The 25433-nt window shown below is 73.8% G+C and carries 22 protein-coding genes and 1 pseudogene; 7 read left to right on the top strand and 16 right to left on the bottom strand.

Annotated features, from left to right (window positions below; all coding sequences use genetic code 11):
* Positions 1 to 9 precede the first annotated feature (9 nt).
* From AC6CH9_RS03470 to AC6CH9_RS03485, 4 genes are read right to left on the bottom strand one after another with little or no spacing between them, the layout of a single operon-like run.
* Positions 10 to 804, bottom strand: a complete 795-nt coding sequence (locus AC6CH9_RS03470) for an ABC transporter permease (RefSeq protein ID WP_498153663.1) — start codon at positions 802 to 804, stop codon at positions 10 to 12.
* Positions 801 to 1784: an ABC transporter ATP-binding protein gene (locus AC6CH9_RS03475; protein ID WP_498153664.1), complete on the bottom strand. Its 984-nt coding sequence runs from the start codon at positions 1782 to 1784 to the stop codon at positions 801 to 803. Before AC6CH9_RS03475 ends, AC6CH9_RS03470 begins: the two co-directional genes overlap by 4 nt.
* Complete coding sequence (locus tag AC6CH9_RS03480) at positions 1781 to 2086, bottom strand: transcriptional regulator (RefSeq protein ID WP_498153665.1); 306 nt, start codon at positions 2084 to 2086, stop codon at positions 1781 to 1783. The genes AC6CH9_RS03475 and AC6CH9_RS03480 overlap by 4 nt, the downstream gene beginning before the upstream one ends.
* Positions 2079 to 2849, bottom strand: coding sequence for a hypothetical protein (locus AC6CH9_RS03485; RefSeq protein WP_498153666.1), 771 nt, complete (start codon positions 2847 to 2849; stop codon positions 2079 to 2081). The genes AC6CH9_RS03480 and AC6CH9_RS03485 overlap by 8 nt, the downstream gene beginning before the upstream one ends.
* Positions 2850 to 3137: 288 nt before the next feature.
* On the opposite strand from AC6CH9_RS03485, the gene AC6CH9_RS03490 reads away from it, so the two are divergent.
* From AC6CH9_RS03490 to AC6CH9_RS03500, 3 genes are all read left to right on the top strand, one after another.
* On the top strand, positions 3138 to 4088 hold the full coding sequence (locus tag AC6CH9_RS03490) for an SPFH domain-containing protein (RefSeq protein WP_498153667.1): 951 nt from the start codon (positions 3138 to 3140) through the stop codon (positions 4086 to 4088).
* The gene (locus tag AC6CH9_RS03495; protein WP_498153668.1) at positions 4085 to 4426 is read left to right on the top strand and encodes a type II toxin-antitoxin system antitoxin; all 342 of its coding nucleotides are present in this window, start codon (positions 4085 to 4087) and stop codon (positions 4424 to 4426) included. The genes AC6CH9_RS03490 and AC6CH9_RS03495 overlap by 4 nt, the downstream gene beginning before the upstream one ends.
* Positions 4427 to 4584: 158 nt before the next feature.
* The gene (locus tag AC6CH9_RS03500; RefSeq protein ID WP_498153669.1) at positions 4585 to 5409 is read left to right on the top strand and encodes a CPBP family intramembrane glutamic endopeptidase; all 825 of its coding nucleotides are present in this window, start codon (positions 4585 to 4587) and stop codon (positions 5407 to 5409) included.
* A gap of 26 nt (positions 5410 to 5435) precedes the next feature.
* Here AC6CH9_RS03500 and AC6CH9_RS03505 read toward each other — a convergent pair whose 3' ends face one another.
* The 6 genes from AC6CH9_RS03505 to AC6CH9_RS03530 form a co-directional block, all read right to left on the bottom strand.
* Positions 5436 to 6284: a hypothetical protein gene (locus AC6CH9_RS03505; protein WP_498153670.1), complete on the bottom strand. Its 849-nt coding sequence runs from the start codon at positions 6282 to 6284 to the stop codon at positions 5436 to 5438.
* Positions 6285 to 6395: 111 nt separating this feature from the next.
* Positions 6396 to 8126: a dipeptide ABC transporter ATP-binding protein gene (locus AC6CH9_RS03510; RefSeq protein ID WP_498153671.1), complete on the bottom strand. Its 1731-nt coding sequence runs from the start codon at positions 8124 to 8126 to the stop codon at positions 6396 to 6398.
* Positions 8123 to 9220, bottom strand: coding sequence for an ABC transporter permease (locus tag AC6CH9_RS03515; RefSeq protein WP_498153709.1), 1098 nt, complete (start codon positions 9218 to 9220; stop codon positions 8123 to 8125). The genes AC6CH9_RS03510 and AC6CH9_RS03515 overlap by 4 nt, the downstream gene beginning before the upstream one ends.
* 145 nt (positions 9221 to 9365) lie before the next feature.
* Positions 9366 to 10487, bottom strand: a complete 1122-nt coding sequence (locus AC6CH9_RS03520) for an ABC transporter permease (protein ID WP_498153672.1) — start codon at positions 10485 to 10487, stop codon at positions 9366 to 9368.
* Positions 10488 to 10591: 104 nt separating this feature from the next.
* Complete coding sequence (locus AC6CH9_RS03525) at positions 10592 to 12238, bottom strand: ABC transporter substrate-binding protein (protein WP_498153673.1); 1647 nt, start codon at positions 12236 to 12238, stop codon at positions 10592 to 10594.
* Positions 12239 to 12568: 330 nt separating this feature from the next.
* The gene (locus AC6CH9_RS03530; RefSeq protein WP_498153674.1) at positions 12569 to 13459 is read right to left on the bottom strand and encodes an HdeD family acid-resistance protein; all 891 of its coding nucleotides are present in this window, start codon (positions 13457 to 13459) and stop codon (positions 12569 to 12571) included.
* Positions 13460 to 13628: 169 nt separating this feature from the next.
* Here AC6CH9_RS03530 and AC6CH9_RS03535 point away from each other — a divergent pair, with 169 nt between their 5' ends.
* Complete coding sequence (locus AC6CH9_RS03535; protein WP_498153675.1) at positions 13629 to 16439, top strand: flippase-like domain-containing protein; 2811 nt, start codon at positions 13629 to 13631, stop codon at positions 16437 to 16439.
* A 22-nt stretch (positions 16440 to 16461) separates the two neighbouring features.
* Here AC6CH9_RS03535 and AC6CH9_RS03540 read toward each other — a convergent pair whose 3' ends face one another.
* Positions 16462 to 16728 carry a hypothetical protein gene (locus tag AC6CH9_RS03540; protein WP_498153676.1) on the bottom strand — a complete coding sequence of 89 codons (267 nt, stop codon included), beginning with the start codon at positions 16726 to 16728 and terminating at the stop codon, positions 16462 to 16464.
* Between the two features lie 67 nt (positions 16729 to 16795).
* Here AC6CH9_RS03540 and AC6CH9_RS03545 point away from each other — a divergent pair, with 67 nt between their 5' ends.
* On the top strand, positions 16796 to 18397 hold the full coding sequence (locus AC6CH9_RS03545) for a Re/Si-specific NAD(P)(+) transhydrogenase subunit alpha (RefSeq protein ID WP_498153677.1): 1602 nt from the start codon (positions 16796 to 16798) through the stop codon (positions 18395 to 18397).
* Positions 18394 to 19806 (top strand): Re/Si-specific NAD(P)(+) transhydrogenase subunit beta, encoded by a 1413-nt coding sequence (gene pntB, locus AC6CH9_RS03550; RefSeq protein ID WP_498153678.1) that lies wholly within the window; start codon positions 18394 to 18396, stop codon positions 19804 to 19806. Before AC6CH9_RS03545 ends, pntB begins: the two co-directional genes overlap by 4 nt.
* A gap of 53 nt (positions 19807 to 19859) precedes the next feature.
* Here the strand turns inward: pntB and AC6CH9_RS03555 are convergent, their stop codons facing one another.
* The gene (locus AC6CH9_RS03555) at positions 19860 to 20294 is read right to left on the bottom strand and encodes a nuclear transport factor 2 family protein (protein ID WP_498153679.1); all 435 of its coding nucleotides are present in this window, start codon (positions 20292 to 20294) and stop codon (positions 19860 to 19862) included.
* 91 nt (positions 20295 to 20385) lie between these two features.
* On the opposite strand from AC6CH9_RS03555, the gene AC6CH9_RS03560 reads away from it, so the two are divergent.
* Complete coding sequence (locus tag AC6CH9_RS03560; protein WP_498153680.1) at positions 20386 to 20871, top strand: MarR family winged helix-turn-helix transcriptional regulator; 486 nt, start codon at positions 20386 to 20388, stop codon at positions 20869 to 20871.
* Positions 20872 to 20880: 9 nt separating this feature from the next.
* On the opposite strand, the gene AC6CH9_RS03565 is transcribed toward AC6CH9_RS03560, so the two are convergent.
* The 4 genes and pseudogenes from AC6CH9_RS03565 to AC6CH9_RS03580 form a co-directional block, all read right to left on the bottom strand.
* Positions 20881 to 21468 carry a hypothetical protein gene (locus AC6CH9_RS03565; protein WP_052877454.1) on the bottom strand — a complete coding sequence of 196 codons (588 nt, stop codon included), beginning with the start codon at positions 21466 to 21468 and terminating at the stop codon, positions 20881 to 20883.
* Between the two features lie 62 nt (positions 21469 to 21530).
* A complete protein-coding gene (locus tag AC6CH9_RS03570) occupies positions 21531 to 23696 on the bottom strand; it encodes a tetratricopeptide repeat protein (RefSeq protein ID WP_498153681.1) in 2166 nt (721 codons plus the stop codon).
* A 74-nt stretch (positions 23697 to 23770) separates the two neighbouring features.
* Positions 23771 to 24628 (bottom strand): HpcH/HpaI aldolase/citrate lyase family protein, encoded by an 858-nt coding sequence (locus tag AC6CH9_RS03575; RefSeq protein WP_498153682.1) that lies wholly within the window; start codon positions 24626 to 24628, stop codon positions 23771 to 23773.
* Between the two features lie 188 nt (positions 24629 to 24816).
* Positions 24817 to 25299: pseudogene (locus AC6CH9_RS03580) on the bottom strand (MaoC family dehydratase); the annotation flags it as partial.
* Between the last annotated feature and the right edge of the window lie 134 nt (positions 25300 to 25433).

A 25433-nucleotide genomic window follows, 5' to 3' on the forward strand; every position in this document is an offset into this window, starting at 1 on the left:
GGGGTTGGCTCAGCGGAAGCGGCGGCCCTCGTCGCGGCGGTAGGCGCCGACCGCCAGGGCGGCGAAGACGACCGTCCAGCCCAGGAGGACGAACCAGGCGCCCCCGTACGCCGGCTCGCCCGTGAGCGCCTGGACGAGCAGGTCGCGGCCGGCGCGGGTCGGCGTGGCCATCGAGATCGCGTCCAGCCAGTCCGGGAAGAGGAACGGCGGGAGGAACAGGCCGCCGGCGAAAGCGAGCGGGAAGAGGATCACCTGCACCACCGGCAGCGCGGCCTTCGCGGACAGCGAGTACCCGATCGCCATGCCCAGCAGCACGAACGGCACGGACACGAGCAGCACCGTCCCGACGCCCGCGAGGAGCTGGCCCCACGTGACGCTCGCGTCGGTGAACAACCAGCCGATGAGGATGAGCGGCACGAGGCCGAACAGCGAGAAGATCCCGCCGTTGAGCACGCGCGCCGCCATGCGCGGCGCCGGGCCGGCGGGCAGCGAGCGCACGAACGGGTCGAACGGGAGCTGCCGGTCCTCCGCGACACCGAGCCCGTAGGTGAACAGGCTCGCCGAGCAGATCGCGAACAGGCCGAGCGAGGCGACGGCCGTGGTCGCGGCCACGGGGTTCTGCGCGACCTCCTTCTGCGGCACGACGAAGAAGAACATCGCGAGCGCGGGGAACAGCAGGTTGCCCAGCACGGCGACGGGCACGCGCACCGTCTCGAGGAACTGGTACTTGAGGTGCAGCCAGGTGAGGCGCAGCGGCCCGGGGAGGGCGGTGGCGCGGCCGCCGGGGGTCGTCGTGGTGGTCATCGGGCCCGTGCCTCCGTCGTCGGTACCGCGTCGCGCGCGACCATCTGCTCGAACGCCTCCTCGAGGCTCGCGCCCCGGATCTCGAGGTCGTGGAAGTCGACGCCCGAGGTGACGAGCTCGCGCACGAGCGCGTCGGCGTCGGGCGTGTAGAGTTCCTGGCGGCCGTCGCCGAGGCGGTCGGACCGCACGACGCCTGGCCGGTCGGCGAGGTCCGAGGGCGAACCGACCACGACCCGCCGCAGCGACACGCGGCGCAGGATCGCGTCGAGCGAGTCGTCGGCCTTGACCACGCCCTGGTCGATGACGACGACGCGCTGCGCGAGCGCCTGCACCTCCTCCAGGTAGTGGCTCGTCAGCAGCACGGTGCCGCCGTCCGCGTGGTAGGCGCGGATCGCGTCCCACAACGCCTGGCGGGCGCTCACGTCGAGCCCGGTCGTCGGCTCGTCGAGCAGGACGACGCGGGGCCGGCCCACGAGCGACAGCGCCACGGCGAGGCGGCGCTTCTGGCCGCCGGACATCGCGCCCGTCTGGCGGCCCGCGAGCTCGGTGAGGCCGAACTGGTCCAGCAGCGCCGCCGTCGGGACCGGGTCCGGGTAGTGGCCGGCGACGAAGTCGACGACCTCGCGCACCTTGAGCGTGGCGGGCAGGCCCGTCTCCTGAGGCGTGAGGCCGAGCCCGGCGCGGCTGCGCGCGTCGCGCGGGTCGCCGCCCAGCAGGCGGACCGTCCCGGCGTCGGGCCGGCGCTGCCCGCTGACCAGGGACAGCAGCGTCGACTTCCCGGCGCCGTTGGGGCCGAGCAGGCCGACGAGCTCGCCCGGCCCCACGGTCAGGGACACGTCGTCGAGCGCGACGACCGTACCGAAGCGGCGCGTCACGTGGTCGACGGCGACGACCGGTCGGGCGTGGTCGGTGCCCGACGGCGCGGGGCCAGGTCGGGCGGTCGGGACGTGCCCGACGTGCGGGGCGTGCTCGGTGCTCATCCTGCGGCTCCCTTCAGGAGGGTGTTCAGGGCGGTCGTGTAGTCCTCGAAGGCGACACGACCGCGGGCGGTGAGAGCGAGGTAGGTGGCCGGGGTGCGGCCCTCGTGGGTCTTGGTGACGGACACGTAGCCGGCGTCCTCGAGCTTGCGCAGGTGGGTGGAGAGGTTCCCGGCGGTCATGTCGAGGAGCTTCTTGAGCTTGGGGAAGGACAGCTCGTCCCCGGTCGGGAGGGTGGCGAGCGTCGCGACGACGCGCAGCCGCGCCGGGGCGTGGATGACGGGGTCGAGCTCGGTGTCAGGCATCGGCCGCGCCCTCCGTCGACGCCTCGACGGGCGCGGCTCGGGTGCCGAGGCGCCGCCGTCGGACGCGCAGGACGTGCTCGATCGCGGCCATGACGAGGAACCCGCCGCCGCCCGCGAGCGCCATGACGAGGTACGTGAGCGGGAGCCCCGCGAACGTCGCGACGGCGGCCGTGAGCAGGATCCACACCCCGAGCACGAACAGACCCCGGTCGCCGAACGCCGCCGCTCCACCGAGGTACAGCAGGCCCACGACGACGCACGCGAACGCGTTGCTCGCGAGGGACATGACCTCCTCCGACGCTCCCGCGCGGGCGAGCCCGCCGAGCACGAACCCGTAGCAGACGAAGCCGAGCATCCACGACCAGCCGTACATGGCCCCGGTGCGGGCGCTGACGCCACGCGTCCCCGCGGTGCGCGTGACGCTGTGGACGATCGTGAACGCGACGGCGGCCGCGATGAGGCTGAAGAAGACCCAGAACGCCCACGGCTCGGGCTGTGCACCCACGACCTGACCCGCACGGGTCGTGAGGCGCACGGTCGCGGTCCCGTCGACGACGCGGACCGCGCTCGCCCACAGGCACAGGTACCCGACGAGCCAGGCGACGCCCCACGCGAGGAACAGCAGCCGCGAGTCCGGTTCGGTAGCGCGGCGCGCGCGGTCCTGCTGCTCGCGGATGAGACGGAGCGTCTCGGCGACGTCGAGCGCCGGCTCGTCCGGCTCGGCGGTCCCGTCGCGGGCGACGTCGCCGTGGTCCGTCGTCATGGTGTCCTCTCGGGGGATCGGGAGACTACTTTGTGCTGCAAACCTGTTTGTAGCCTCGCACGCCTGGCGCCGGACGCGCAACCCCCTGCCTCGCCCCTCCCCACCCGTCGAGCACGACGTGCGGGTCGCCGTCCGGCCCATGACGGCCCTCGCGTCCCGTTCGACAGCGTGCAGGGTCGTGCTCGGCGACGGGGGCCGGGCCAGGGGTCGCTCGACAGGGCATTAATGTGATATCACTTTGCTATACACGACATGCGCGGCCGCCGGCCGCAGGAAAGGACAGGCCCCGTGACCGAGAGCGCAGCACCCCCGCAGGAGTCCGTCGGCGGCGAGCCGACCGGCCGTCCCGTCGGCCACGACGGCACGCGCGTCGACGTCACGGAGCAGCCCGCCTGGTCGCTCGGCGCGGGCGGGGGCGGCCTGGTGATCCTGCTCGTCCTCGTGCTCCTCGGCGGGTCGATCCCGCTGTTCGCGACCGCCACCCCGGCCGGTGCCGTGCTCGGCGTGGTCGCGATCCTGCTCGGCCTCCTCCTGCTCACGATGGTCAAGGTCATCAACCCCGGGCAGACGCTCGTCGTGCAGTTCTTCGGCCGGTACCTCGGGACCATCCGGCGCACCGGGCTCGTCGCGACCGTGCCGTTTTCCAGCCGCAAGCGCGTGTCGGTCCGCGTGCGCAACTTCGAGACCAGCGAGCTCAAGGTCAACGACGCCGACGGCAACCCGATCAACATCGCCGCGATCGTCGTCTGGCAGGTCGCGGACACCGCCAAGGCGAGCTTTGCCGTCGAGGACTACACCGACTTCGTCCGCGTCCAGGCGGAGTCGGCGCTGCGCCACGTCGCGATGTCGCACCCCTACGACGACGCCGAGGCCGGCGAGCAGTCGCTGCGCGGCGCGACCGAGGTCGTGTCGGCGGAGATCGCGGCCGAGGTCGCGGCGCGCGTCGTCGTGGCGGGCGTCGAGGTCATCGAGGCCCGCATCTCCAACCTCGCCTACGCGCCCGAGATCGCCCAGGCGATGCTCCAGCGTCAGCAGGCCGGCGCGATCATCGCGGCGCGGTCGCGCATCGTCGAGGGCGCGGTGTCCATGGTCGAGGACGCGCTCTCGCGCCTGGAGGCCGAGGACATCGTCACGCTCGACGACGAGCGCCGCGCGACCATGGTCTCCAACCTCCTCGTCGTGCTGTGCGGCGACAGCCGCGTGACGCCCGTCGTCAACACGGGGTCGCTCTACCAGTGACCCGCCGTAGCCCGGACACGCCCGGCGACGGCGAGCAGCCGTCGTCGGGCTCCGGCGTACCCACCCACGACCCGCGCCTCGCGCCGGAGGGTGACGCGCCCAGGGCGGGCGAGCAGCCGACGTCCGGCACGGGCCGGGCGCAGCGCCCGCAGCGCAAGTCCGTGCTGCTGCGCCTCGACCCCGCCGTCCACGACGCGCTCGCACGCTGGGCCGGGGACGACCTCCGCAGCGTCAACGCGCAGATCGAGATGCTGCTGCGCCGCGCGCTCGACGACGCCGGCCGCCTCCCCCGCGACGTCCGCCCGCCCCGCGGCCCGGGCCGCCCGCGCGGCTCCTGACCCGCCGCCGGCCCCCGCCGAGCACGACATGAAGGACGTCAAGGGCTGGAAAGCGACCTTCACGTCGTGCTCGACCGCTCGCCAGGTCGTGCTCGGCGGACAGCGGGCGTCCAGGTCGCGTCGAGGCTGCTCCCCGCGACCGGTGCTATAACCGGACGGTGCCCGACCTGACCACCTCCGCCTCCGCGACCGCGCCCGCGCCCGCGCGCCCCGACCCTGCGACGCGACGCCGCATCGGCGCGGAGATCTGGATCGTCCTCGGCCTGAGCCTCGGGAAGTCGGCGGTCTACGCGATCATCAACATCGTCGCGCGGCTCACCGCCGGGACCCCGCTCGGGGAGCAGTCCGCGAGTCTCAACGTCAGCCAGTCGGCCCGGCCGTACCTCGATCTCACCTACCAGCTCGTCGGCATCTTCTTCGCGGTGCTGCCCGTCGCGCTCGCGCTGTACCTGCTCAGCGCGCGCGGGCGCTCGGCCGTCCGGGCGATCGGGCTCGACGGCTCGCGGCCGCTCAAGGACGTCGGGTGGGGGTTCGCGCTCGCCGCCGCGATCGGCATCCCCGGGCTCGGGTTCTATGCGCTCGGCCGCCTGCTCGGCATCACGGTGGAGGTGCAGGCGTCGGCGCTCAACGCCGCGTGGTGGACCGTGCCCGTGCTGGTCCTCGCCGCCCTCCAGAACGGCCTGCTCGAGGAGGTCATCGCCGTCGGCTACCTGTTCGAGCGCACGCGCGACCTGGGGTGGGGGCGCGTGAAGTTCGTCGTGTGGAGCTCGCTGCTGCGCGGCTCGTACCACCTTTACCAGGGGTTCGGCCCGTTCGTGGGGAACGTCGTCATGGGCGTCGTGTTCTCGTGGTTCTACACGTCCCGCTGGGGCCGGCACCGCGTCATGCCGCTCGTCATCGCGCACACTCTGCTCGACGTCGTCGCGTTCGTCGGGTACGCGCTCCTCCCCCTGGAGTGGAAGCACTCGCTCGGCCTCGCCTGACGGCCGCGCTGGCGTGCCGAGCGCGGTCAGGCGATCCCGAACGCGCCCGTCTCGAGGTCGACCAGGTGGGTCTCGCGGTTGCCGTAGTCGACGCCCCAAGTGGGTGTGGACAGCTCGAGGTAGTGCGGCGTGAAGCCGCCCGGGAGCGAGTCGACCATCGCCTCCGACGTCCCGCCGAGGTGGTCGTCCGCCCAGGGGCGCTCCCCCTCCGGGAGCCCGGTCCAGTCCTCGTCCCACGGCGACAGCCAGCCGTCCTCCTCCCGGCCCGGGGCGAGGCCCGCGTTCGGGTCCTCGACCCGCGGGACGAGGTAGGCCCACCGGGTGACCGTCATGTCCTCGCCGCGGCGCGTGCCGAGCGGCGGGTCCCACGCGTTCTGCCCCTCGTCCGTCGCGACGTGCTCGCCCGGACGGCGGGTGTCGGGCGGGGCGGCGGTGGGGCCGGCCGAGAGCTCCTGCTCGGTCAGCCACACCAGGGCGAAGCTCTGGCCGATGATGTCGCTGAGCACGAGCGCCTGCGGGTGCTCCCGGGCCGCGCGCAGGTCCACGACGAACGGGTCGTCCGGGTCGGTCGCGTCGTGCTCGGCGGCGAACTGGCCCTCGCCGAGGAAGTACGCCACGCCCGGGAACCCCGGGCCCCGGCGCTGGTACTCGACCGGCAGCCGCAGCGTGACCGCGTGCCGCATCGGCAGCCCCGTGCTCGGGCTCCGCGGCCACGTCCGTGGCTCGATCCCCGGGCCGCCGTCGCCGATCCACCCCCAGGCCGCCTCGCCCCAGGGCGCGACGGGCGGGGGCAGCAGGTCCGCCGTCCCGACCGGTGACCCGTCCACCGCGTCCTGCGGGGTCAGGCCGAACAGGATGTCGTACGCAGTGACCACCGGTGCTCCTCGTTCTCGACGGACGGCGGTCACATGCTAGGGGCAGCCACCCCCGTGCCCGACCCGGCCGCGACCCGACCGCGGCCCAGCCGCGCCAGGGTCGCGCCCGGGTCAGGCGCCGCGCAGAGCGCGGAGCAGCTCGCGGCGCTCCGCCTGGAGCACCGGGTCGGGGACGGGCAGTGACGCGAGGAGCCGCTGGGTGTACTCCTCGCGCGGGTTCCCCAGCACCTCGGCGCCCGTGCCCTCCTCGACCAGCCGGCCGCGGTACAGCACCGCGATGCGGTCGGAGAGCAGGTCGACGACCGCGAGGTCGTGCGACACGAACAGGCTCGCGAAGCCCAGCTCGCGCTGGAGCTCGGCGAACAGCTCGAGGACGCGCGCCTGCACGGAGACGTCGAGCGCCGACGTCGGCTCGTCGGCCACGAGCAGCTCCGGGTCGAGCGCGAGCGCCCGCGCGAGCGACGCGCGCTGGCGCTGCCCGCCGGAGAGCTCGTGCGGGAACCGGTCGCCGTACGAGCGCGGGAGCTGCACGGCCTCCAGGAGCTCGTCGACGCGCCCGCGCGCCGCCTGGGGCGACTCCGCGCGCCCGTGCACGACGAGCGGCTCCGCCACGCAGTCCGCGATCGTGAGGAGCGGGTTGAAGCTCGTCGCCGGGTCCTGGAACACGAAGCCGATGCGTGGCCGCACGGGACGCAGGTCGCGCTCCTTGACGCCGTTCATCTCGACGCCGAGCACACGCAGCGAGCCGCCCGTCACCGCGGTGAGACCCGCCACGGCGCGCGCGAAGGTCGTCTTGCCGGAGCCCGACTCTCCCACGAGGCCGAGGACCTCCCCGGGCCGGATGCTGAGCGAGACGTCGTCGACGGCGGTGAAGCCCGGGCGGCGCAGCCGGCCGGGGTAGGTGACTGTCAGTCCCTGCGCCGCCACCACGGGCTCCGCGTCCTCCCAGTCCGCGGCGCGGGCCGACGCGCGGGCCTCGGCCCGCGCGGTCCCCTCGCCGACGCGCGGCACGGAGTCGAGCAGCGCCTTCGTGTACTCCGCCCGGGGCGCCGCGAAGAGCTCGCGCGCGGGCGCCTGCTCGACGACCTTCCCCTGGTACATGACGGCGACGCGGTCGGCGAGGTCGGCGACGACGCCCATGTTGTGGGTGATGAGCACGATCGCGGTGCCGAACTCGTCGCGGCACCGGCGCAGGAGGTCGAGGATCTCGGCCTGGACGGTCACGTCGAGCGCGGTCGTGGGCTCGTCCGCGACGATGAGCCCCGGGTCGAGCACGAGCGCCATGGCGATGACGACGCGCTGCTTCTGCCCGCCCGAGAACTGGTGCGGGTAGTGGTCGACCCGCGTCTCCGGGTCCGGGATGCCGACGCGTCGCAGCACGTCGACGGCGCGCTTGCGCGCCTCGCGCCGGGACAGCTTGGCGTGCGCGCGGATGCCCTCCATGATCTGCCAGCCGACCGTGTACACGGGGTTGAGCGCGGCGGACGGCTCCTGGAAGACCATCGCGACGTCGGTCCCGCGAACCTGGCGCAGGCGCTCCCCGCCCAGCGCGACGACGTCGTGGTCGGCCGTCCCGGCCTTGTTCGTCAGCACGACGGCGCCGCGCGCCGTCGCGGTCGACGGCAGCAGGCCGAGGATCGTCTTGGCGGTGACCGTCTTGCCGGAGCCGGACTCGCCGACGACGGCCAGCACCTCTCCGGGCGCAACCTCCAGGTCGACACCGTCGACGGCGCGCACCGCCCCGGCGTCGGTCGCGAACGACACCGCGAGGTCGCGGATCGTCACGATGGGGCGCGCGGCGTCGCCGCCCTCGCGGCGGGTCGTCTCCGTCACGGCGCTCATCGCCGGTCCTCCGTCTCGTCGTGGGGTGCGTCCGCGGGGCCACCCGCAGGTCCGCCTGCGGAGCCGTCGTCCGGCGTGCCGCCGGGCCGCCCGTCGAGACCGACGGCGTCGGGGTCGGGGCGGCCGGGGACGGCGGCGAGCTCGTCGGAGCGCGAGCCCGCGCCCTCGATCGCGTCGAGCCCGCCGGGGCCGGCGGTAAGCGTGCCGCCCGGCACGACCGACGTCTCCGCGACGTCGCCCGACACCTCGGCGCTCGCGCGGCGCGAGCGCAGCCGCGGGTCGGCGAGGTCGTTGAGGCTCTCGCCGACGAGCGTGATGCCGAGCACCACGAGCACGATCGCGAGGCCCGGGAAGAGCGCGGTCCACCAGATGCCGCTCGTCACGTCCGAGACGGCCTTGTTGAGGTCGTAGCCCCACTCGGCGGCCGCCGTCGGCTCGATGCCGAACCCGAGGAACCCGAGCCCGGCGAGCGTGAGGATCGCCTCGGACGCGTTGAGCGTGACGATGAGCGGGAGCGTGCGGGTCGAGTTCCGCAGGACGTGGCGGAACATGATCCGCCGGTGCGGCGTGCCGAGCACGCGCGCCGAGTCGACGAACGCCTCGCCCTTGATCCGCACGACCTCCGCGCGCGTGACGCGGAAGTACTGCGGCACGAACACCACGGTGATGGACAGCGCCGCGGCGAGGATGCCGCCCCACATGCTCGACTGGCCGCCCGAGATGACGATCGCCATGAGGATCGCGAGGAGCAGGGACGGGAACGCGTAGATCGCGTCGCAGACCACGACGAGCAGGCGGTCGGCCCAGCCGCCGAAGTACCCGGACACGAGCCCGAGCAGCACCCCGACGACGATCGAGGCGAGGATCGCGACGACGATGACGAGGAGCGCCGTCTGGGCCCCCCAGATGACGCGCGACAGCACGTCGTACCCGCCCACGGTCGTGCCGAGCAGGTGCTCGGCCGACGGCGGCTGCTGCGCGCCGAACGGCCCGTCCGCGGAGCGGAGCTGGCTGTAGCCGTAGGGCGCCAGCACGGGCGCGAGCGCCGCGGTGAGCAGGAAGAGGCCCGAGATGACGAGGCCGGCGACGAGCATGCCGCGCTGCAGCCCCACGCTCTGCCGGAGCTGGTGCACGACGGGCAGCCGCTTCCACCACGCGACGCGGCCGCGCTCGGGGACGACGGCGGGGACGGGGCCCCCGGTGCCCGGACCGGCCGGGACGACGGTCTCCGCGACCATGTCAGTACCTCACCCTCGGGTCGATGAGCGCCGCGATGATGTCGACGAGGAAGTTCGTCACCGCGACGATCACGGCCATGAGCACGACGATCCCCTGCACGGCGACGAAGTCGCGCGCCTGCAGGTACTCGGCGAGCTGGAAGCCGAGCCCCTTCCACTCGAACGTCGTCTCGGTGAGCACGGCACCCGCGAGGAGCATGGCGACCTGCAGCCCGATGACGGTGATGATCGGGATGAGCGCGGGGCGCCACGCGTGGGCCCGCACGAGCCGGGACTCCCGGACGCCGCGCGACCGCGCCGCGACGACGTAGTCGGTGGAGAGCGTCCCGATGACGTTGGTGCGCACGAGCCGCAGGAACACGCCCGCCGTGAGCAGCCCGAGCGCGAGCGCCGGGAGGACCGCGTGCTGGAGCACGTCGCCCACGATCGCGGGGTCGCCCGTCCGGATCGCGTCGATCAGGTAGAAGCCGGTCGGGTCGTCGAGGAACTGCAGCTCGATCTCCGCGTCGGTGGACGCGCGCCCGGACACGGGCAGCCACCCGAGCCACACCGAGAAGACGAGCTTGAGCATGAGCCCGGCGAAGAAGACGGGGGTCGCGTAGGCGAGGATCGCGGAGACGCGCAGCATCGCGTCGGGCACGCGGTCGCGCAGGTAGCCCGCGAGCATGCCCAGCGGGATCCCGACGACGAACGCGACGAGCAGCGCATAGACCGCGAGCTCGAGCGTCGCGGTGCCGTACGTCACGAGCACTTCGGTGACCGGCCGGTTGTCGCTGATCGTCGTCCCGAAGTCGCCGCGCACGATGCCGCCGAGGTACTCGAGGTACTGCACGACCACCGGACGGTCGTACCCGGCCTCGTGGATGCGCTCGGCGAGCTGGTCCGGCGTGAGCCGACCGCCGAGCGCGGCGGTGATCGGGTCACCCGTGGACCGCATGACCACGAAGACCGTGGTCACGAGGATGAAGACCGTCGGGATGATGAGCAGCGCGCGGACCAGGATGTAGCTCCCGAGCCCGCCGCCGCGGCGACGGGTCGTGCGCGAGGTGCGCGTCAGCCCCTCGCGGCCGGGGCCGCCGGCGGCGTCCTCGCCGACCGCGGCGTCGGTGGTGGTGGTCGTCATGTCGTCTCTTCCTCAGGTGCCCGGGGCCGCGGCGTGGTCGCCGTCCCGGACGAGCGGTGCCCGGCCCTCCCCGCGGGTCGCGCGAGGAGGGCCGGGCGAGCGGGTCAGCCCTTGGACAGCGCCGCGTAGCGGAACTTGAAGGACGGGTCGAGCGTGTCCTCGGCCCCCTCCACGTCCGTGCCGACGACCGCGACCTGCGCACCCTGGAGGTACGGGAGGGTCGACAGGTCCGCCGCGACCTTGTTCTGGATCTCCTCGATGAGCGCGGTGCGCTCGTCGGCGTCGGGCGTCGCCGCCTGCTGGAGGATGAGGTCGTTGACCTCCTGGTTGGCGTAGTGGTTCACCAGGAAGTTCTCCGTGAGGAAGAACGGCGTGAGGTAGTTGTCCGCGTCGGAGTAGTCCGGGAACCAGCCGAGCTGGTAGGCCGGGTAGACGTCGGACGTGCGCTCCTCGGCGTACGTGACCCACTCGGTGGTCTGCAGGTTGACCGTGAAGAGGCCGTCCTTCTCGAGCTGGTCCTTGATGAGCGCGTACTCGTCGGCCGACGACGGACCGTAGTGGTCGTTCGAGTACTGCAGGTTGAGCGTCACGGGCGTCTCGACGCCGGCGTCAGCGAGGAGCTGCTCGGCCTTCGCGGCGTCGGGCTTGCCCGCGCCGTCGCCGTACATCTCCTTGAGCGGCTCGACGGCGCCGGTCAGGCCCGCGGGGACGTAGGAGTACAGCGGGGTGTAGGTGCCCTTGTAGACCTGCTCGGAGAGCTCGTCCCGGTCGATGAGCGACGCGGCGGCCTGGCGCACGGCCAGCGCCTTGGCCGGGTCCGCCTCGGGCGTCTTGGCCCCGAACGGCTGGGTGTCGAAGTTGAACGTGATGTACCGGATCTCGCCGCCGGGCCCGTCGACGACCTTGACGTCGTCGTTGCCGCGCAGGTCCTCGATGTCCGTCGCGGACAGGCTGCGCCACGCGACGTCGATCTTGCCCTGCTGGATCTCGAGCTTCATGTTCGACGCCTCGGCGAAGTACTTCACCGCGACCTTGTCGGTCTTCGCCGGGCCGAGCAGACCCTGGTAGCCGTCGTACGCCTCGTAGGAGACGAGCTCGTTGAACTTGTAGCCCGTGATCGTGTACTGGCCGGCGAACGCCTTGCCGTCGACGATGTCCTGGTCCGAGGTGAGCGCGTCGGCCGCGAAGACGTCCTCGTCGACGATCGGGCCCGCCGGGCTGGAGAGGATCTGCGGGAAGAGCTGGTCGTTCTCGCTCTTGAGGTGGAAGACGACCGTGGTGTCGTCGGGCGTCTCGACGCTGTCGAGGTTGTAGAGCAGCGACGCCGGGCCGTTGGGGTCGTTGATCGCGACCTGGCGGTCGAAGGTGAACTTCACGTCGGACGACGTGAGGTCGTTGCCGTTGGCCCACTTGAGGCCCGGCTTGAGCTTGACCGTGTACTCGGTCGGCGAGGTGAACTCGGCCGACTCCGCGATGTCGGGCTCGACGTCGGGGCTGCCGTACGGGGTGTTCAGGAGGAACGGGAAGACCTGGTTCATCACGGCGAACGAGCCGTTGTCGTACGAGCCGGCCGGGTCGAGCACCGTGACCTTGTCGGTGGTGCCGATGACGAGCGAACCGCTCGAGGAACCGCCGCCGTCGCCGTCGCCCTCGCTGCCGTTCGAGCCCCCGCCGCACGCGGTCAGGGTCAGCGTCACCGCCGTGATGCCGGCGGCCGCGGCGAGGAGCCGCTTCTTGGACACCGCTGTCATGTGTCTACCTCTTTCTCGGGTTTCTCGGGGTGCGAGACACCGGTGGCGCGACCTTGCACGCACCAGGACCCCGACCTGTCGGCGGAGTGCCGTGATTTCTAGCACAGCGCCGTGTCGCACAGGTGTCAGGATCGGCAGAAACCCGGACAGAACGCCAGCGTTGTTACCCGGTCGTAACCCTGAGCCCCGGGCAACGATCGTGACGTGAGACACACTCACGGCGCCTGGGCAGCAGGTGTAGAGTCCGCCCTTTTTCGGGTCGACCGGCCCTGGCGGTCGGCGCTCCCGGGGTGCACCGACTGCCGTGGTCAGCGCGGCGTCGCGGTGGGGTCAGAGACGCTCGCGACCCTCCACCTCGTCCGCACCCGGACCGCCTGGGGACGGCGCGTCCGCGGAGGGACCGGGCGAGGCCGGGCCGGGCGCGGGCTCGACAGGCTCAGCCGGGTCGGGCACGGCCGGGGAACCTGCGGACGCAGCACCGACGGCCGACGGCGGCGCGACACCCGGGTGGGCGGCGGGCGCGCCGAGCACGGACCCGCCCGTCACGACGACGCCCGCCGCGACGGCCTGCGCGCGCAGGTCCGCGAGCTCGCGCGCGACGGCGCGGACGGCGAAGCCCGACACGACGTGGATCGCCCCGGTCACGAACGCGTAGAGCGCGAACACGACGGCGACGAGCCGCAGCACGTCGAAGGAGTCGAGCGGCCGCGTGACGAGCAGGACCCCGAACAGCACCGAGACGATCCCGACGGCGAGCATCCACGCCCACCCCAGGTCGCGGTTGCGGACGAGCGCCGCCGCCCCGGCGATCGTCGTGATGCCGAGCACGAGCACCCACACGGCGAGCACGTAGTAGAGCGCGGTCGCGGTGAGGTCCGGCCACAGCGCCACGACGACGCCGAACACGACGTTGACCCCCGCCTGCGCGAGCCACCACGCCGACCCCACCTGCTTGCGGTGCACGAATCCCTGCACGGCGACCAGCACGCCGTCCGCCACGAGGAACGCGCCGAGCACGACCCGCAGCGTCCCGAGCTCCTCCAGCGGCTCGATCATGAGGAGGAGGCCGAGGACGACGAGGAGGGTCCCCCGGACCACGGGCAGCCACCACACCTTGCGGAACGGGTTGCGCTCCTGGCCGTTCGCGTCGGGCGTCGCCGGGCCGTCCGGATCGTCGGGGCCGTGCGCGGGGCCGCGCTCCGTCGTCGTGCCACGTGCCATGCCGACCTCCCGGGTCCGTCGCTCGTCCCATGCTAGGGAGGCCTTGCTCACACCCGCCCGCCGAGCAGACGTCGCGAGCCGCCCAGCATGCGGGCGAACGGGGCGAATCACCCGGAAGAATCGGCCAAATACCGCGCCTGCTCAGGACCCCCGACCTAGACTCGCTCGCATGGCCTCCCCCGCCCCCGAGCCGACCGAGCGCGACGCTCCCCACGTCGGCGCGGTCGTCGAGGTCGGCTCGCTCGCCCGTCCCGGGCAGGTGGACCCCCGCCCCCAGACCGGCGCGCTCGAGGCCCTTCTCGGACGTCGAGGTCACGACGACGCGGGGACGGTCCGCGTCGTCGACACGGCCGAGCAGCGCGTCCGGCACCCCATCGACCTCGTCAACCTCGTGCTGTGCGCGGTGGGTGTCGTCGTCGTCCTGCTCATGTCGGTGTACGCGCACGGCACGACGGCCGGGGTCGCGGAGGACGTCCGCAACTTCTCCGACCTGCTCGCGCGCATCCTGTTCGTCCCCGTGCAGGTGCTCGAGGGCCTCATCACGCTGTTCGTCCCGATCGCGGTCCTCACCGAGCTGGGCGTCCGCCGGCTCGGGCGCCAGGTCGTCGAGTCGATCGTCGCTGCCGCGCTCGGCCTGCTCCTCGGCGTGCTCGTCGTGCTCGCGCTGCGCACGTGGGGCTCGGACGAGCTCATCCGCGGGCTCTCGGTCTTCACGCAGGGCGAGTGGCGCCTCACGGTCCCGGGCTACGTCGCCGCGATCGGCGGCCTCCTCACCGCGGCGGGCACGCGAACGCGGCGCCGGACCGTGAAGTGGTCGTGGAACCTGCTGTTCATCGCGATCGGCGTCGTGCTCATCACCGGCCAGGTCTCGCTCCCCGGCATCCTCATCACGCTGCTGCTCGGGCGCATCGCCGGGCTCACCGTGCGCTACGTCTCGGGCGTCCGCAGCGAGCGGGCCTACGGGCCCGACCTCGTGTCCGGGGTGCGGCGCGCCGGGTTCTCCCCCACGGCCCTGGTCCGCGTCCGGGACGTCACCGACGACGAGGAGCTCGCCGAGGCCGCCGAGGACCCCATCACGGAGGTGGACGCCGAGGGCCGCATCACCGCCGAGGTGCACGTCGGCGTCCTGCGCGCCCCTGGGGCCGCGGAGGCCGCCGGCACCGTCCTCACCGCGGACGCCGCACTCGCCGCACAGCACCTCGGGGCGGCGCCCCCTGCCGACGAGAGCGCGCCGCGGGGCGGGACGAACGACCACGCCCCCGCGGCGGACGCGCAGGACGCGCCGTCCGACCCCGCCGCCATCGCCCTGGCCCGCGCCGGCGACAACCGCGTCTACGCGATGCTCGCGGAGGACGGTGTGCGCAGGGACGTCGTCGTGCTCGACGGCGACCGGCAGGTCGTCGGCTTCCTCACCCGGTTCTGGCGGTCGTTGCGCCTGCGCGGCAGCGAAGGCCGCGCGGCCATCTCGCTGCGCGCCGCGGCCGAGCGCACGGCGCTGCTGTCCTACGCCGCGCGCGCGGCCGGCGTCCGCACACCTCGCCTGCTCGGCGTCGCCGAGTCGGACGACTCGATGGTGCTCGTCCAGGAGCACGCGACCGGCGCCGTCTCGCTGCGCGACCTCACCGTCGAGGACCTCACCGACTCGGTGCTCAACGAGGCGTGGCGCCAGCTCCGGCTCGCCCACTCGGCGGGGATCGCGCACCGCGCCCTGACGTCCGACGTCATGCTGGTCTCCCGCGAGCCTGCGACGGGCGCACCGCAGGTCTGGCTCACCGGGTGGGAGCAGGGCGACATCGCGTCGTCCGAGCTCGCTCGTCGCATGGACCTCGCCCAGATGGTCGCGCTCCTCGCGCTGCGCGTCGGGGCGCGACGCGCCGTCCAGTCGGCGGTGAGCATCCTGCCCGACGACGACATCGCCGCCATCGGCCCGCTGCTCCAGTCCGTCGCGCTGCCCCCCAGCACGCGCGAGGAGATCCGGCAGAACAAGGAGCTGCTCAAGGAGCTGCGCGCGGCGCTCGTGGAGCGGCTGCCGGAGGCGGACGTCGAGCCGCAGCGCATCACGCGGTTCGGCGCGCGCACGGTGCTCACGATCGCGCTCGTGATCGCCGCGGTGACGGCCCTGGTCACCTCGTTCAACTTCGAGCAGATCGCCGAGGCGGTGACCGAGGCGAACCCGTGGTGGGCGGTGCTGTCGTTCGTGCTCGGCATCCTCACGTGGGTCGGCGCCGCGCTCACGCTCACGGCGTTCTCGCCGAAGCGGCTGCCGTTCTGGCGGGTCAATCTGACCCAGGCGGCCGGCTCCTACGTCGCGCTCGCCGCGCCCGCCGGCATCGGCCCGGCGGCGCTCAACCTGCGCCTCCTGACCCGACGTGGCATCTCGACGCCGATGGCCGTCGCGACCGTCGCGCTCGTCCAGGTGTCGCAGTTCGTCGTGACGATCCTCATCCTGGTGGTCCTGTCGATCTTCACCGGGGAGGGCGGTCTCGTCCAGCTCCCGTCGACGACGGTCCTCCTCGCGATCGGCGGCGTCGCGCTGGCCGTCCTCGCGACGCTGCTCGTGCCGGCCGTGCGAGCCTGGGCGCTCGCCAAGATCCGGCCGACGATCCAGCAGGTGTGGCCCCGCCTGTCGGAGATGCTGGGCCAGCCCGGGCGCCTCGCCATCGGGTTCGCCGGCAACATCGTCATGACGCTCGGCTACGTGCTCGCGTTCGACGCGGCGCTCGCCGCGTTCGGGCAGGAGCTCGACCTGGTCGACGTCGCCGTGATCTACCTGGTGGGCAACGCCGCCGGGGCGGCCGTCCCGACGCCGGGCGGCCTCGGGACGATCGAGCTCGCCCTCACCGCCGGCCTGACGGCAGCCGGAGTCCCGGTCGCGCTCGCCACGTCCGCCACGCTCCTCTTCCGCGTCGCGACCTACTGGGCGCGCATCCCCATCGGGTGGGTCGCGATGCGGTACCTGCAGAAGAAGGGCGACCTGTAGCCGCCCGTCGGACCGCCCAGGGTCAGCCCTGCGGGGTCTCGGCGACCTTGACGTCCACGTGGTACGTGGTCCCGTCGACGTCGGACAGCGTGACGGTCGTGTCGTAGACGTTCCCGGATGCCGGGTCGGTGAGCTCGCACTCGACGACCTCGCCGTTGACGAGGTCGACGTTCTCCTCGCCGCAGTCGACGTCCGCCTCGCCGATCTCGGCGAGCGCCGACCGAGCCGAGGCTCGCCCGCCCGGGGACGTTGGACCCGGGACGGCGCGGGCGGCCCCCGATAGGCTCACCGCGCACCCGCCGTCGTCTCCGGTCGCGCGGGCGCCCACGATGCTCGACGAGGTGAGGAGCCCGCACGTGAGGATCGGTGTCCCCCGCGAGGTGAGGGACGGGGAGCGGCTCGTCGCCGCGACCCCGCGCACGGTCGAGCGCCTGCGGGCGCTCGGGTACGAGGTGGTCGTCGAGCACGACGCCGGGGCGGGGGCCACGTTCTCCGACGCCGCGTACGAAGCGGCCGGGGCGGACGTGGTGGACGCCGCGACCGCGTGGGGCGCCGACGTCGTCACGGCGGTGAACGCGCCCACGGACGCCCAGGTGGCGCTCCTGCGCCCGGGCGCGACGCTCGTCGCGATGCTCGGTCCCGCGAACGACCCCGACCTCGTACAGCGCCTCGCCGACCACGGCGTCACCGCGCTCGCGCTCGACGCCGTGCCCCGCATCTCTCGCGCGCAGGCCCTCGACGTGCTGAGCACGCTGTCCAACGTCGCGGGGTACCGCGCGGTCGTCGAGGCGGCAGCCGAGTACGGCGGCATGTTCGCCGGGCAGGTCACGGCCGCGGGCAAGACGCCGCCCGCGAAGGTCTTCGTCATCGGCGGCGGGGTCGCGGGCCTCGCCGCGGTCGGCGCGGCGGCGAGCCTGGGCGCGCAGGTGCGCGCGTTCGACGTGCGTTCCGAGGCGGCCGAGCAGATCGAGTCCATGGGCGGCACGGCCGTGCGCGAGCCCGCGGCGCAGCAGGGCATGTCCGCCGACGGCTACGCGAAGCCGCTCACGCCCGAGCAGGAGGCCGCGGCCCTCGCGGTGTACGCGCGCGAGGCCGCCGAGGCCGACGTCGTCGTCACGACGGCGCTCGTGCGCGGCCGCGCGCCGCGCACGCTCACGGCCGAGGCCGTGGCGGGGATGCGCCCGGGGAGCGTCGTCGTCGACCTCGCCGCCTCGGGCGGCGGGAACTGCGCTCTCACGGTGCCGGGCGAGCGCGTCGTGACGGAGGACGGCGTCGTGGTCGTCGGCTGGACCGACCTCGCCGGGCGCCTGCCCCAGCACACGTCGCAGCTCCTCGGGACGAACGTCGTGCACCTGCTGGAGCTGCTCACGCCCGGCAAGGACGGCGGGCTCGCGCTCGACCTCGACGACCCCGTGCAGCGCGGCATGACCGTCGCGCGCGACGGCGAGGTGCTGTGGCCGCCGCCGCCCGTCGCGGTGAGCGCGGCCCCGGCCCCGGGGTCGACCGCGCCACCACCCGACCCCGCGCTGGAGGCCGCGGTACGCGAGCGGGCCGCCGCGGAGGCGGCGTCGGCCGCGAGCCTGCGCCGGCGTCGCCGGACCGTGGGCGCCGCGCTCGCCGCGGTGCTCGTGACGCTCGCGCTGTCGTTCGCGCCGCCGTCGCTCGTCGGGCACGTCACGGTGTTCACGCTCGCGGTGATCGTCGGGTACTACGTGATCTCGAACGTCACCCACTCGCTGCACACGCCGCTCATGGCCCAGACCAACGCGATCTCCGGCATCATCCTCGTCGGCGCGCTCCTGCAGATCGGCTCCGACGACTGGGTCGTCACGACGCTCGCGCTGCTCGCCGCGACGGTCGCGAGCATCAACATCTTCGGTGGGTTCCTCGTGGCGAACCGCATGATCCGCATGTTCCGCAAGGACGCCCCGGCGCGCGCGCAGGGGGTGGCCCGATGACCGCGACGTCCGTCGCCCAGGCGGTCTACGTCCTCGCCGCCGTCCTCTTCGTGCTCAGCCTCGCGGGGCTCTCGAAGCAGGAGTCCGCGCGCCGCGGCAACCTGCTCGGCATGGTCGGCATGGTCCTCGCGCTCGCCGCGACGATCGTCCTCGCGCTCGGCACGAGCGCCCGGCCCGTGCTCGTCACCGCGCTGCTCATCGCGCTCGTGCTGCTCGTGGGCGCGGCGGTCGGGACGTGGCGTGCCCGCCGCGTCGAGATGACGCAGATGCCCGAGCTCATCGCGATCCTGCACAGCTTCGTCGGGGCCGCGGCCGTGCTCGTGGGCTTCAACTCGTATCTCACGGCCCACGCCGCCGGGGCCGACGACGTCGCGCACCTCGTCGAGGTCTCCCTCGGCGTGCTCGTGGGCGCGGTGACCTTCACGGGGTCGGTCGTCGCGTTCCTCAAGCTGTCCGGCCGCACGCGCTCGGCGCCGCTCCAGCTCCCGGGCCGCAACCTGCTCAACCTCGCGGCGCTCGTCGTGAGCCTCGGGCTCGTGGTGTGGTTCGTCGTCGCGCCGTCGATCTGGCCCCTCCTCCTGCTCACGGTCGTGTCGCTCGCGCTGGGCTGGCACCTCGTCGCGTCGATCGGCGGCGGCGACATGCCCGTCGTCGTCTCGATGCTCAACTCGTACTCCGGCTGGGCGGCGGCCGCGGCGGGATTCATGCTCGGGAACGACCTGCTCATCGTCACGGGAGCGCTCGTCGGGTCCTCCGGTGCGATCCTCAGCTACATCATGTGCCAGGCCATGAACCGGTCGTTCGTGTCCGTCATCCTCGGCGGGTTCGGGGCCGACGAGGGCGCGGCCCCCGCCGGGGGCGGCGAGGGTCCGCAGGGCGAGCACCGGGAGGTGAGCGCCGACGAGGTCGCGGCCCTCCTGCGCGACGCCCGCAGCGTCGTCATCACGCCGGGCTACGGCATGGCGGTCGCCAAGGCGCAGTACCCCGTCGCAGAGCTCGTCGAGCTCCTGCGCGACCGCGGCGCCGAGGTCCGCTTCGGGGTGCACCCGGTCGCGGGCCGCCTCCCCGGGCACATGAACGTCCTGCTCGCCGAGGCGCGCGTCCCGTACGACATCGTGCTGGAGATGGACGAGATCAACGACGACCTGGCGGGCACGGACGTCGTGCTCGTCATCGGCGCGAACGACACCGTCAACCCGGCCGCGCTCGACGACCCCGGCTCCCCCATCGCGGGCATGCCCGTGCTGCACGTGTGGGAGGCCGGGCAGGTCGTGGTCTTCAAGCGCTCGATGGCGGCCGGCTACGCCGGGGTGCAGAACCCGCTGTTCTTCCGCGAGAACACGGGCATGCTCTTCGGGGACGCGAAGCAGCGGGTCGAGGACATCGTGGCGGCGCTGCGCGTCGGCTGACCCGCCCGGCGCTCGACCCGCGGCTCACGCGCCGCCCTGCCGCTCCGCCGCGCCTACAGCGCGCGCTCGAGCGCGCCCGTCAGCGCGACGGGCGTGATCTCGAGCCGGTCGAAGCGCCATCCGGCGGCCGTGCGGCGCGCACCGTAGCGGTGGACCGCCGCGGCGATGGCCTCGGTCGTGTCGTCGACGACGAAGACCGCGACGTCGTGCGCGCGCACGGTCGCGGTGTCGCCGTCGATCTCGACGACGAGGTTCGCCTTGTGGTGCAGGGTGCGGGCATAGCGATCGTGCCCGGCGCGCACGAGCGCGACCAGGTCGGCGACGCCGTGGGCCTCGCCGCGCAGCGACGTCACGGTGACGTCCGCGGTGAAGAGCCGGTCCGTCTCCTCGTAGCGCCCCTCGTCGATCCACAGGCTGTGGCGCGCGACGAGGTCGGCGAGCTCGGCCCGGTCGGCGAGCTCGCGCACGAGCGTCTCGGTCGTGGTCATGGACCCTCCTTATTCGTGAGAGCGACTAACGTTCGCCCTTCTCACGAAATCTAGACCGTTAGGCGGACTAACGCAAGGGTAGGATCGGGCCGTGGACACCGAGGACGACCTCCGCTTCGATCTCGGCGACGGGACGCCGACGCGGCTCACAGGACAGCTCTCCCGCCTCGTCGGCATGACCGCGGCGCAGACCCGCCGCGTCGCCGGTGACGCCCTGCGGGCCGTGGGCGCGCACAAGGATCATTTCGTCGTGCTCGCCGCCCTCGCCGAGCGCGGCCCCGCGAGCCAGTCGGCCCTGTCCGACCGCACGCGCGTCTACCGCAGCGACCTCGTCGCGGTCCTCAACGAGCTGGCGGCCGGCGGCTGGGTGGACAGATCCCCCGACCCGGCCGACAAGCGCCGCAACGTCGTGTCGATCACGCCCGCGGGCGAGGCCCGCCTCGAGGAGCTGGACGCGATCCTCGCGGAGGCGAACGACCAGATCATGGCACCGCTCTCGCCGGACGAGCGCACGCTGCTGTTCGCCCTCCTCGGCCGCGTCAACGCGCACCTCGCCGCCGGGGCCGACGGCTCCTGAGGAGCGGACTCAGCCGAGCACACGCTCGCGGGCGTGGCCGAACGTGAGCGACGGGAGCGTCTCGAGCGCACCGTGCGCCGCGACGTAGTCCTTGAGGTCTCCTCGGAAGACGACGCGCCCCGGCAGGTCGAGCAGCGTCTGCGGGCGCACCTGCCAGCGCTCGACGCCGAGGTCGCAGACCCCGGCGCCGTGCAGCACGTGGTAGACGAACTCGGAGCAGAAGAACCGGTCCTCCGCCTCGTGGCCGCGGCCGAACCGGGCGCCGACGAGACCGCGCACGTTGTAGGAGAACGCGTGCGAGTCGAGCAGGAACTCGGTGATCCGCACGCGGATCGCCTCGTGCTGCTCGGGCGTCACGGGGACCTCGAGCACGACCCCGGGCACCACGTCCATGCCGCGGTACAGGCCGTCGTCGAACCGCTCGCGCCGGAAGCACCCGACGAACGGGTTCCCGGCCCGGCGGCGCCCGAAGCTGAACATGAGGTCGAGCCCCGGGTCGAGCGCCAGGGAGGAGTGCGTGAACTCGTCGCGGGTCGCCAGCGCGATGGTCCGGGAGAGGACCGTACGGCTGCGGGACAGGACGACGTAGACGTTCACGCGAGTGACCATACGATGCCCGGGCCCGCAAGCGGAACGGGCTGTGCGCGTCTTTTGTCCGGTCAGCCCGCGGAGAGCGCCCCGACGACCTGCTCGGCGAGCTGCGGGGGGAACTGCGCAGCGGCGTCGCGCACGTCGAACCCCAGGTCCTCGGCGAGCGCGAACGCCCTGCCCGCGCGGGCCGGGTCGGGCAGGGACCCGTCCCCGGTGAGCATCATGACGCCCGCGGTGAACGCCGCGCGGCCGTTGCCCCGGTCGCCCGCCGCGAGGTAGAGCTCCAGGGCGCGTGCGGAGTCCCGCGGACGACCGCGACCCGTCGCGTGCTCGGCCGCGAGGTTGTAGAGCGCGCGGGGGTGGCCCGCGTCGGCGGCCTGCTCGAGGAGCGCGCGCGAGCGCGCCTCGTCCACCGGCGCACCCTGGCCGGTCGCGGTGAGGACGGACAGCTCGAAGAGCGCGTCGGCGTTCCCCCGCCGCGCCGCCTCCTCGTGGTCGGCGACGGCCGCCACGGCGTCCTGGCCGAACCCGTAGCCGTTGTAGCGCATCCACCCGCGCAGCACGTGCGCCTCGCCGTCGGGGTCGTCCTCCGCGAGCCGGTCGACCCGCTCGGCAGCCTCCGCGGCGAGCGGCAGGCGGCGGAAGTACGCCTCGCGCACCCAGGACGTCGCCGCCTCGCGCGACACCGCGTCGGCCCCGCCCGCGTCGGCCCGGCGGTACGTGTCGACGAGCACCTGCTCCGCGTCGCCCGGCAGCAGGCCGATCACGTGCTCGTTGCGGACGAACGCGTCGCGCAGCCCGTGCGCGGCGGCCAGCGCCCGCTCGCGGCTCACGGCGCGGTCGTCGAGCGCGTCGCGCGCCGCCTCGTAGGCGATGCTGCCGCGCGGGCGGGGCGTGCCTGACGTCGGAGCTCCCACCCCGGGCGCGCTCGCCGAGGCCTCGCCCGCCTCCGCCGCCTCCGCCGCCTTCTCCGCGTCCCGCGCGTCGGCGTCCCAGACCAGCTCGCCGTCCGGGTTCCAGATCTGGTTCGTCCGGTTCTTCGCCCACACCGCCCGGAAGCCCTCGGGGAGCGAGAGGTACCGCACGAGGTGCGGCGCCCGACGGTACAGCTCGTGCGCGGGCACCGGGAGCAGCCCGCCGCGGGGCTGCGCGGCGATCGACTTCACGACCCACCCCGACGCGCCGTCGCCCGCCGGGCGGGTGCGCTCGACGTACATCTCCGGCGCGTCGTACACGTCGTTGTAGACGAGCACGGTCTCCGTGAAGCGCGTGCTCTTCGAGCCGACCTTGCAGAACGCGACCATCTCGCGCTGCTGCCGGTAGGTGTCGAGCATCGGGTCCACGTCCCACGTGAGCGTCGAGATGCCGTCCTTCGTGAGGTCCGTGACGGCGACGCGCAGGTCGTCGCCCGACTCCGCCAGCACGACCCACCAGAACCCGTGCCAGACCTGGTAGCCCGTGACGACCTTCTCCGCGGGGAGGGTCGCGACCCAGTCGAGGAACGACTGCGCGGTCGGGGCGAGGAACGGCGTCGTCTCCGTCCACACGCGGCGACCCGTCGCCGACCGGGCGTCGAGCACGACCCGTGCGGGCGCGGTCGTCGGCCTGCCGTCCGCCCACCAGCGCACCGCGTCCGCGGCGGGCGGCGGCCAGGCGGTGCGCCCGTTGGCGATCGGGTCGAGCGCGAGCACGTCCTCGCCGTCGAAGAAGGCGACGTACCAGTGGCCCGGGCCGTGCGCGCGGTCGACGCCGACGACGACGAACGCGCCCTTGCCCCGGGCGCGCAGCCGCTCGGCGATCTCGTCCGGCGTGGTCTGCTCGAAGCCGCTGCCGACGAGCTCGGCGAGCTCCGCCTCGCTCGGGCCGGTGGGCGTCGCGGGCAGCGCCTGGCCGCCGCGCAGGATCGCGACCATCGAGGCCACCGCGGACGCGGCGTGGTTGACAGGGAGGGTCGCGGCGTTCGCGTCGTTGCGGTGACCGGCGTGGAACGCCTCGACCATCTGGGCCTGCGTGAAGCACGACTCCCGCACGTACGCCGACCCGTCGAACCCGACGATCGCCTGCGCACCGCCGCGACCCGGGGTCCACACGTGGAAGCCGCCCGGGACCACCTTGTTGTGGCGCGCGACCGTCGCGACGTCGACGCCGAGCAGGGTCGCGGCCCGGTCGGCGAGGTGCGGGAAGCCCTCGGTCCAGTGCTGGTGCTGCGGGTCCTGGGCGTTCGCGTCGGTCACGGGGAGAGGCTATGCGGCATCCCCGACGCGCCGCACCGACCTGGCATGGGGACCGGTCCCCATCGTGCGACCGGTCAGGTGCCCGCCCGGCGCAGGACCGCCTCCGCGTGCCGCAGCACGGGGCCGTCGACCATGCGGCCGTCGTGCGCGAAGACCGCGTCCGGTCCGCCGGGGTTGGCGGCCGCCGCGTCGAGCAGGGCGCGCGCGGCCGCCACCTGCTCCGGCGTGGGCGCGTACGCGGCGCGGATCACGGGCACGTGACTCGGGTGGATGCACGCGGTCGCGGCGAACCCCGACGCGGCCGCGTCCTCGGCCTCGGCCCGGAGCCCCTCGAGGTCGCCGACGTCCACGTGCACCGCGTCGATCGCGGCCTTTCCCGCCGCCCCGGCGGCGAGCAGCACCGCGGACCGCGCGTGCCGGGCGACGTCGCGGTACGACCCGTCCGGGCGTCGGCTCGCCGTGCCGCCGAGCGACGCGACGAGGTCCTCCGCGCCCCACATGAGCGCGACGACCTCGGGCCGCCGGGCGAGCTCCGGCGCCGCGAGCACGCCGGCCGCCGTCTCGCAGAGCGCGAGGACGCGCACGCCCGGCAGGGTGGTCGCGAGCGCCGCGAGCGAGCCGAGCAGCTCCGGGCCCGACTTCGCGACCATGACCGTCCGCAGGCGGGTGTCCGCGAGCGCCGCCACGTCGAGCGCGTGCTCGGGCGTCCCGACGGCGTTGACCCGCACCACCGTCCGCGCCGGGTCGAGCGTCGCGGACGCCTCGACGACGGCGCGCCGGGCGGCGTCCTTCGCCGTCGCGGCGACCGCGTCCTCGAGGTCGAGGATGACGGCGTCGGCGCGGTCGGCGGCCTTGGCGAACCGGTCCGGCCGGTCACCGGGGCAGAACAGCAGCGCCGGCCCGAACCCGAACCCGGCGACGTCGCTCACCATGCGCTCTCCTCGTCGCCACGCTTGAGGACGGGCTCGTGGTGCGGGTCCTCCCCGTCGGCGCCGAACCCGGGCCTGGTGGGTACGTCGGACTCGACCTGCCCGGCAACCCCGGGTTCGGCAGGTGCGGGGTGACCCACCACGCCGGGGTCGACCGCGGGCTGGGGCGACGGGTCGCCGTCGGGCCCTGCCCCGGACGCCGCCTCGTGGGCGGCGCGGGTCCAGAAGAGCGCGGTGCGGACGGCGCGCGCGACGAGGACGCCGTCCTGGTTGACGCCGCGGTGCTCGAGCGTCACGACGCCCTGACCCGGGCGCGACGCCGACAGGCGCTTCTCGACGACCTCCGTCTCCGCGTAGAGCGTGTCGCCGTGGAACAGCGGTTCGGGGAACTCGACCTCGCGGAACCCGAGGTTCGCGACGATCGTGCCCTGCGTCACCTGCCCGACCGACAGCCCCACCAGCGTGGACAGCGTCATCATCGAGTTGACGAGCCGCTGCCCGAACGGCTGGGTCGCGGCCCACGCGGCGTCGAGGTGCAGCGCCTGGTGGTTCATCGTGAGCGTGGAGAAGACGACGTCGTCCGCCTCCGTGAGCGTGCGGCCGGGCCGGTGGCGGTACACCACACCCGTCTCGAGCTCGTCGTAGTACAGGCCCCGCTGGACCACCTCGCGCATGCTGCTCCTCCCTCGTCCTGGGGACGCCCCGTACCGGCGGCGCCCGCCGACCACGACCCCACCCGCAGTCGAGCACGACATGAAGGACGGAAAACGCCCGATGACGTCCTTCATGTCGTGTTCGGCGCGGGGCC

The sequence above is a fragment of the Cellulosimicrobium sp. GQ32 genome, assembly GCF_059758455.1.

What these genes read in the sequence shown, in the direction of transcription:
- AC6CH9_RS03470 (WP_498153663.1), bottom strand. Translation starts at nt 804, where the DNA reads ATGACCACCACGACGACCCCCGGCGGCCGCGCCACCGCCCTCCCCGGG.
- AC6CH9_RS03475 (WP_498153664.1), bottom strand. Translation starts at nt 1,784, where the DNA reads ATGAGCACCGAGCACGCCCCGCACGTCGGGCACGTCCCGACCGCCCGA.
- AC6CH9_RS03480 (WP_498153665.1), bottom strand. Translation starts at nt 2,086, where the DNA reads ATGCCTGACACCGAGCTCGACCCCGTCATCCACGCCCCGGCGCGGCTG.
- AC6CH9_RS03485 (WP_498153666.1), bottom strand. Translation starts at nt 2,849, where the DNA reads ATGACGACGGACCACGGCGACGTCGCCCGCGACGGGACCGCCGAGCCG.
- AC6CH9_RS03510 (WP_498153671.1), bottom strand. Translation starts at nt 8,126, where the DNA reads ATGAGCGCCGTGACGGAGACGACCCGCCGCGAGGGCGGCGACGCCGCG.
- AC6CH9_RS03515 (WP_498153709.1), bottom strand. Translation starts at nt 9,220, where the DNA reads ATGCTCGTCGCCGGCCTCGTCATCTCGGGCCTCTTCCTGCTCACCGCG.
- AC6CH9_RS03520 (WP_498153672.1), bottom strand. Translation starts at nt 10,487, where the DNA reads ATGACGACCACCACCACCGACGCCGCGGTCGGCGAGGACGCCGCCGGC.
- AC6CH9_RS03525 (WP_498153673.1), bottom strand. Translation starts at nt 12,238, where the DNA reads ATGACAGCGGTGTCCAAGAAGCGGCTCCTCGCCGCGGCCGCCGGCATC.
- AC6CH9_RS03530 (WP_498153674.1), bottom strand. Translation starts at nt 13,459, where the DNA reads ATGGCACGTGGCACGACGACGGAGCGCGGCCCCGCGCACGGCCCCGAC.
- AC6CH9_RS03535 (WP_498153675.1), top strand. Translation starts at nt 13,629, where the DNA reads ATGGCCTCCCCCGCCCCCGAGCCGACCGAGCGCGACGCTCCCCACGTC.
- pntB (WP_498153678.1), top strand. Translation starts at nt 18,394, where the DNA reads ATGACCGCGACGTCCGTCGCCCAGGCGGTCTACGTCCTCGCCGCCGTC.
- AC6CH9_RS03555 (WP_498153679.1), bottom strand. Translation starts at nt 20,294, where the DNA reads ATGACCACGACCGAGACGCTCGTGCGCGAGCTCGCCGACCGGGCCGAG.
- AC6CH9_RS03575 (WP_498153682.1), bottom strand. Translation starts at nt 24,628, where the DNA reads ATGGTGAGCGACGTCGCCGGGTTCGGGTTCGGGCCGGCGCTGCTGTTC.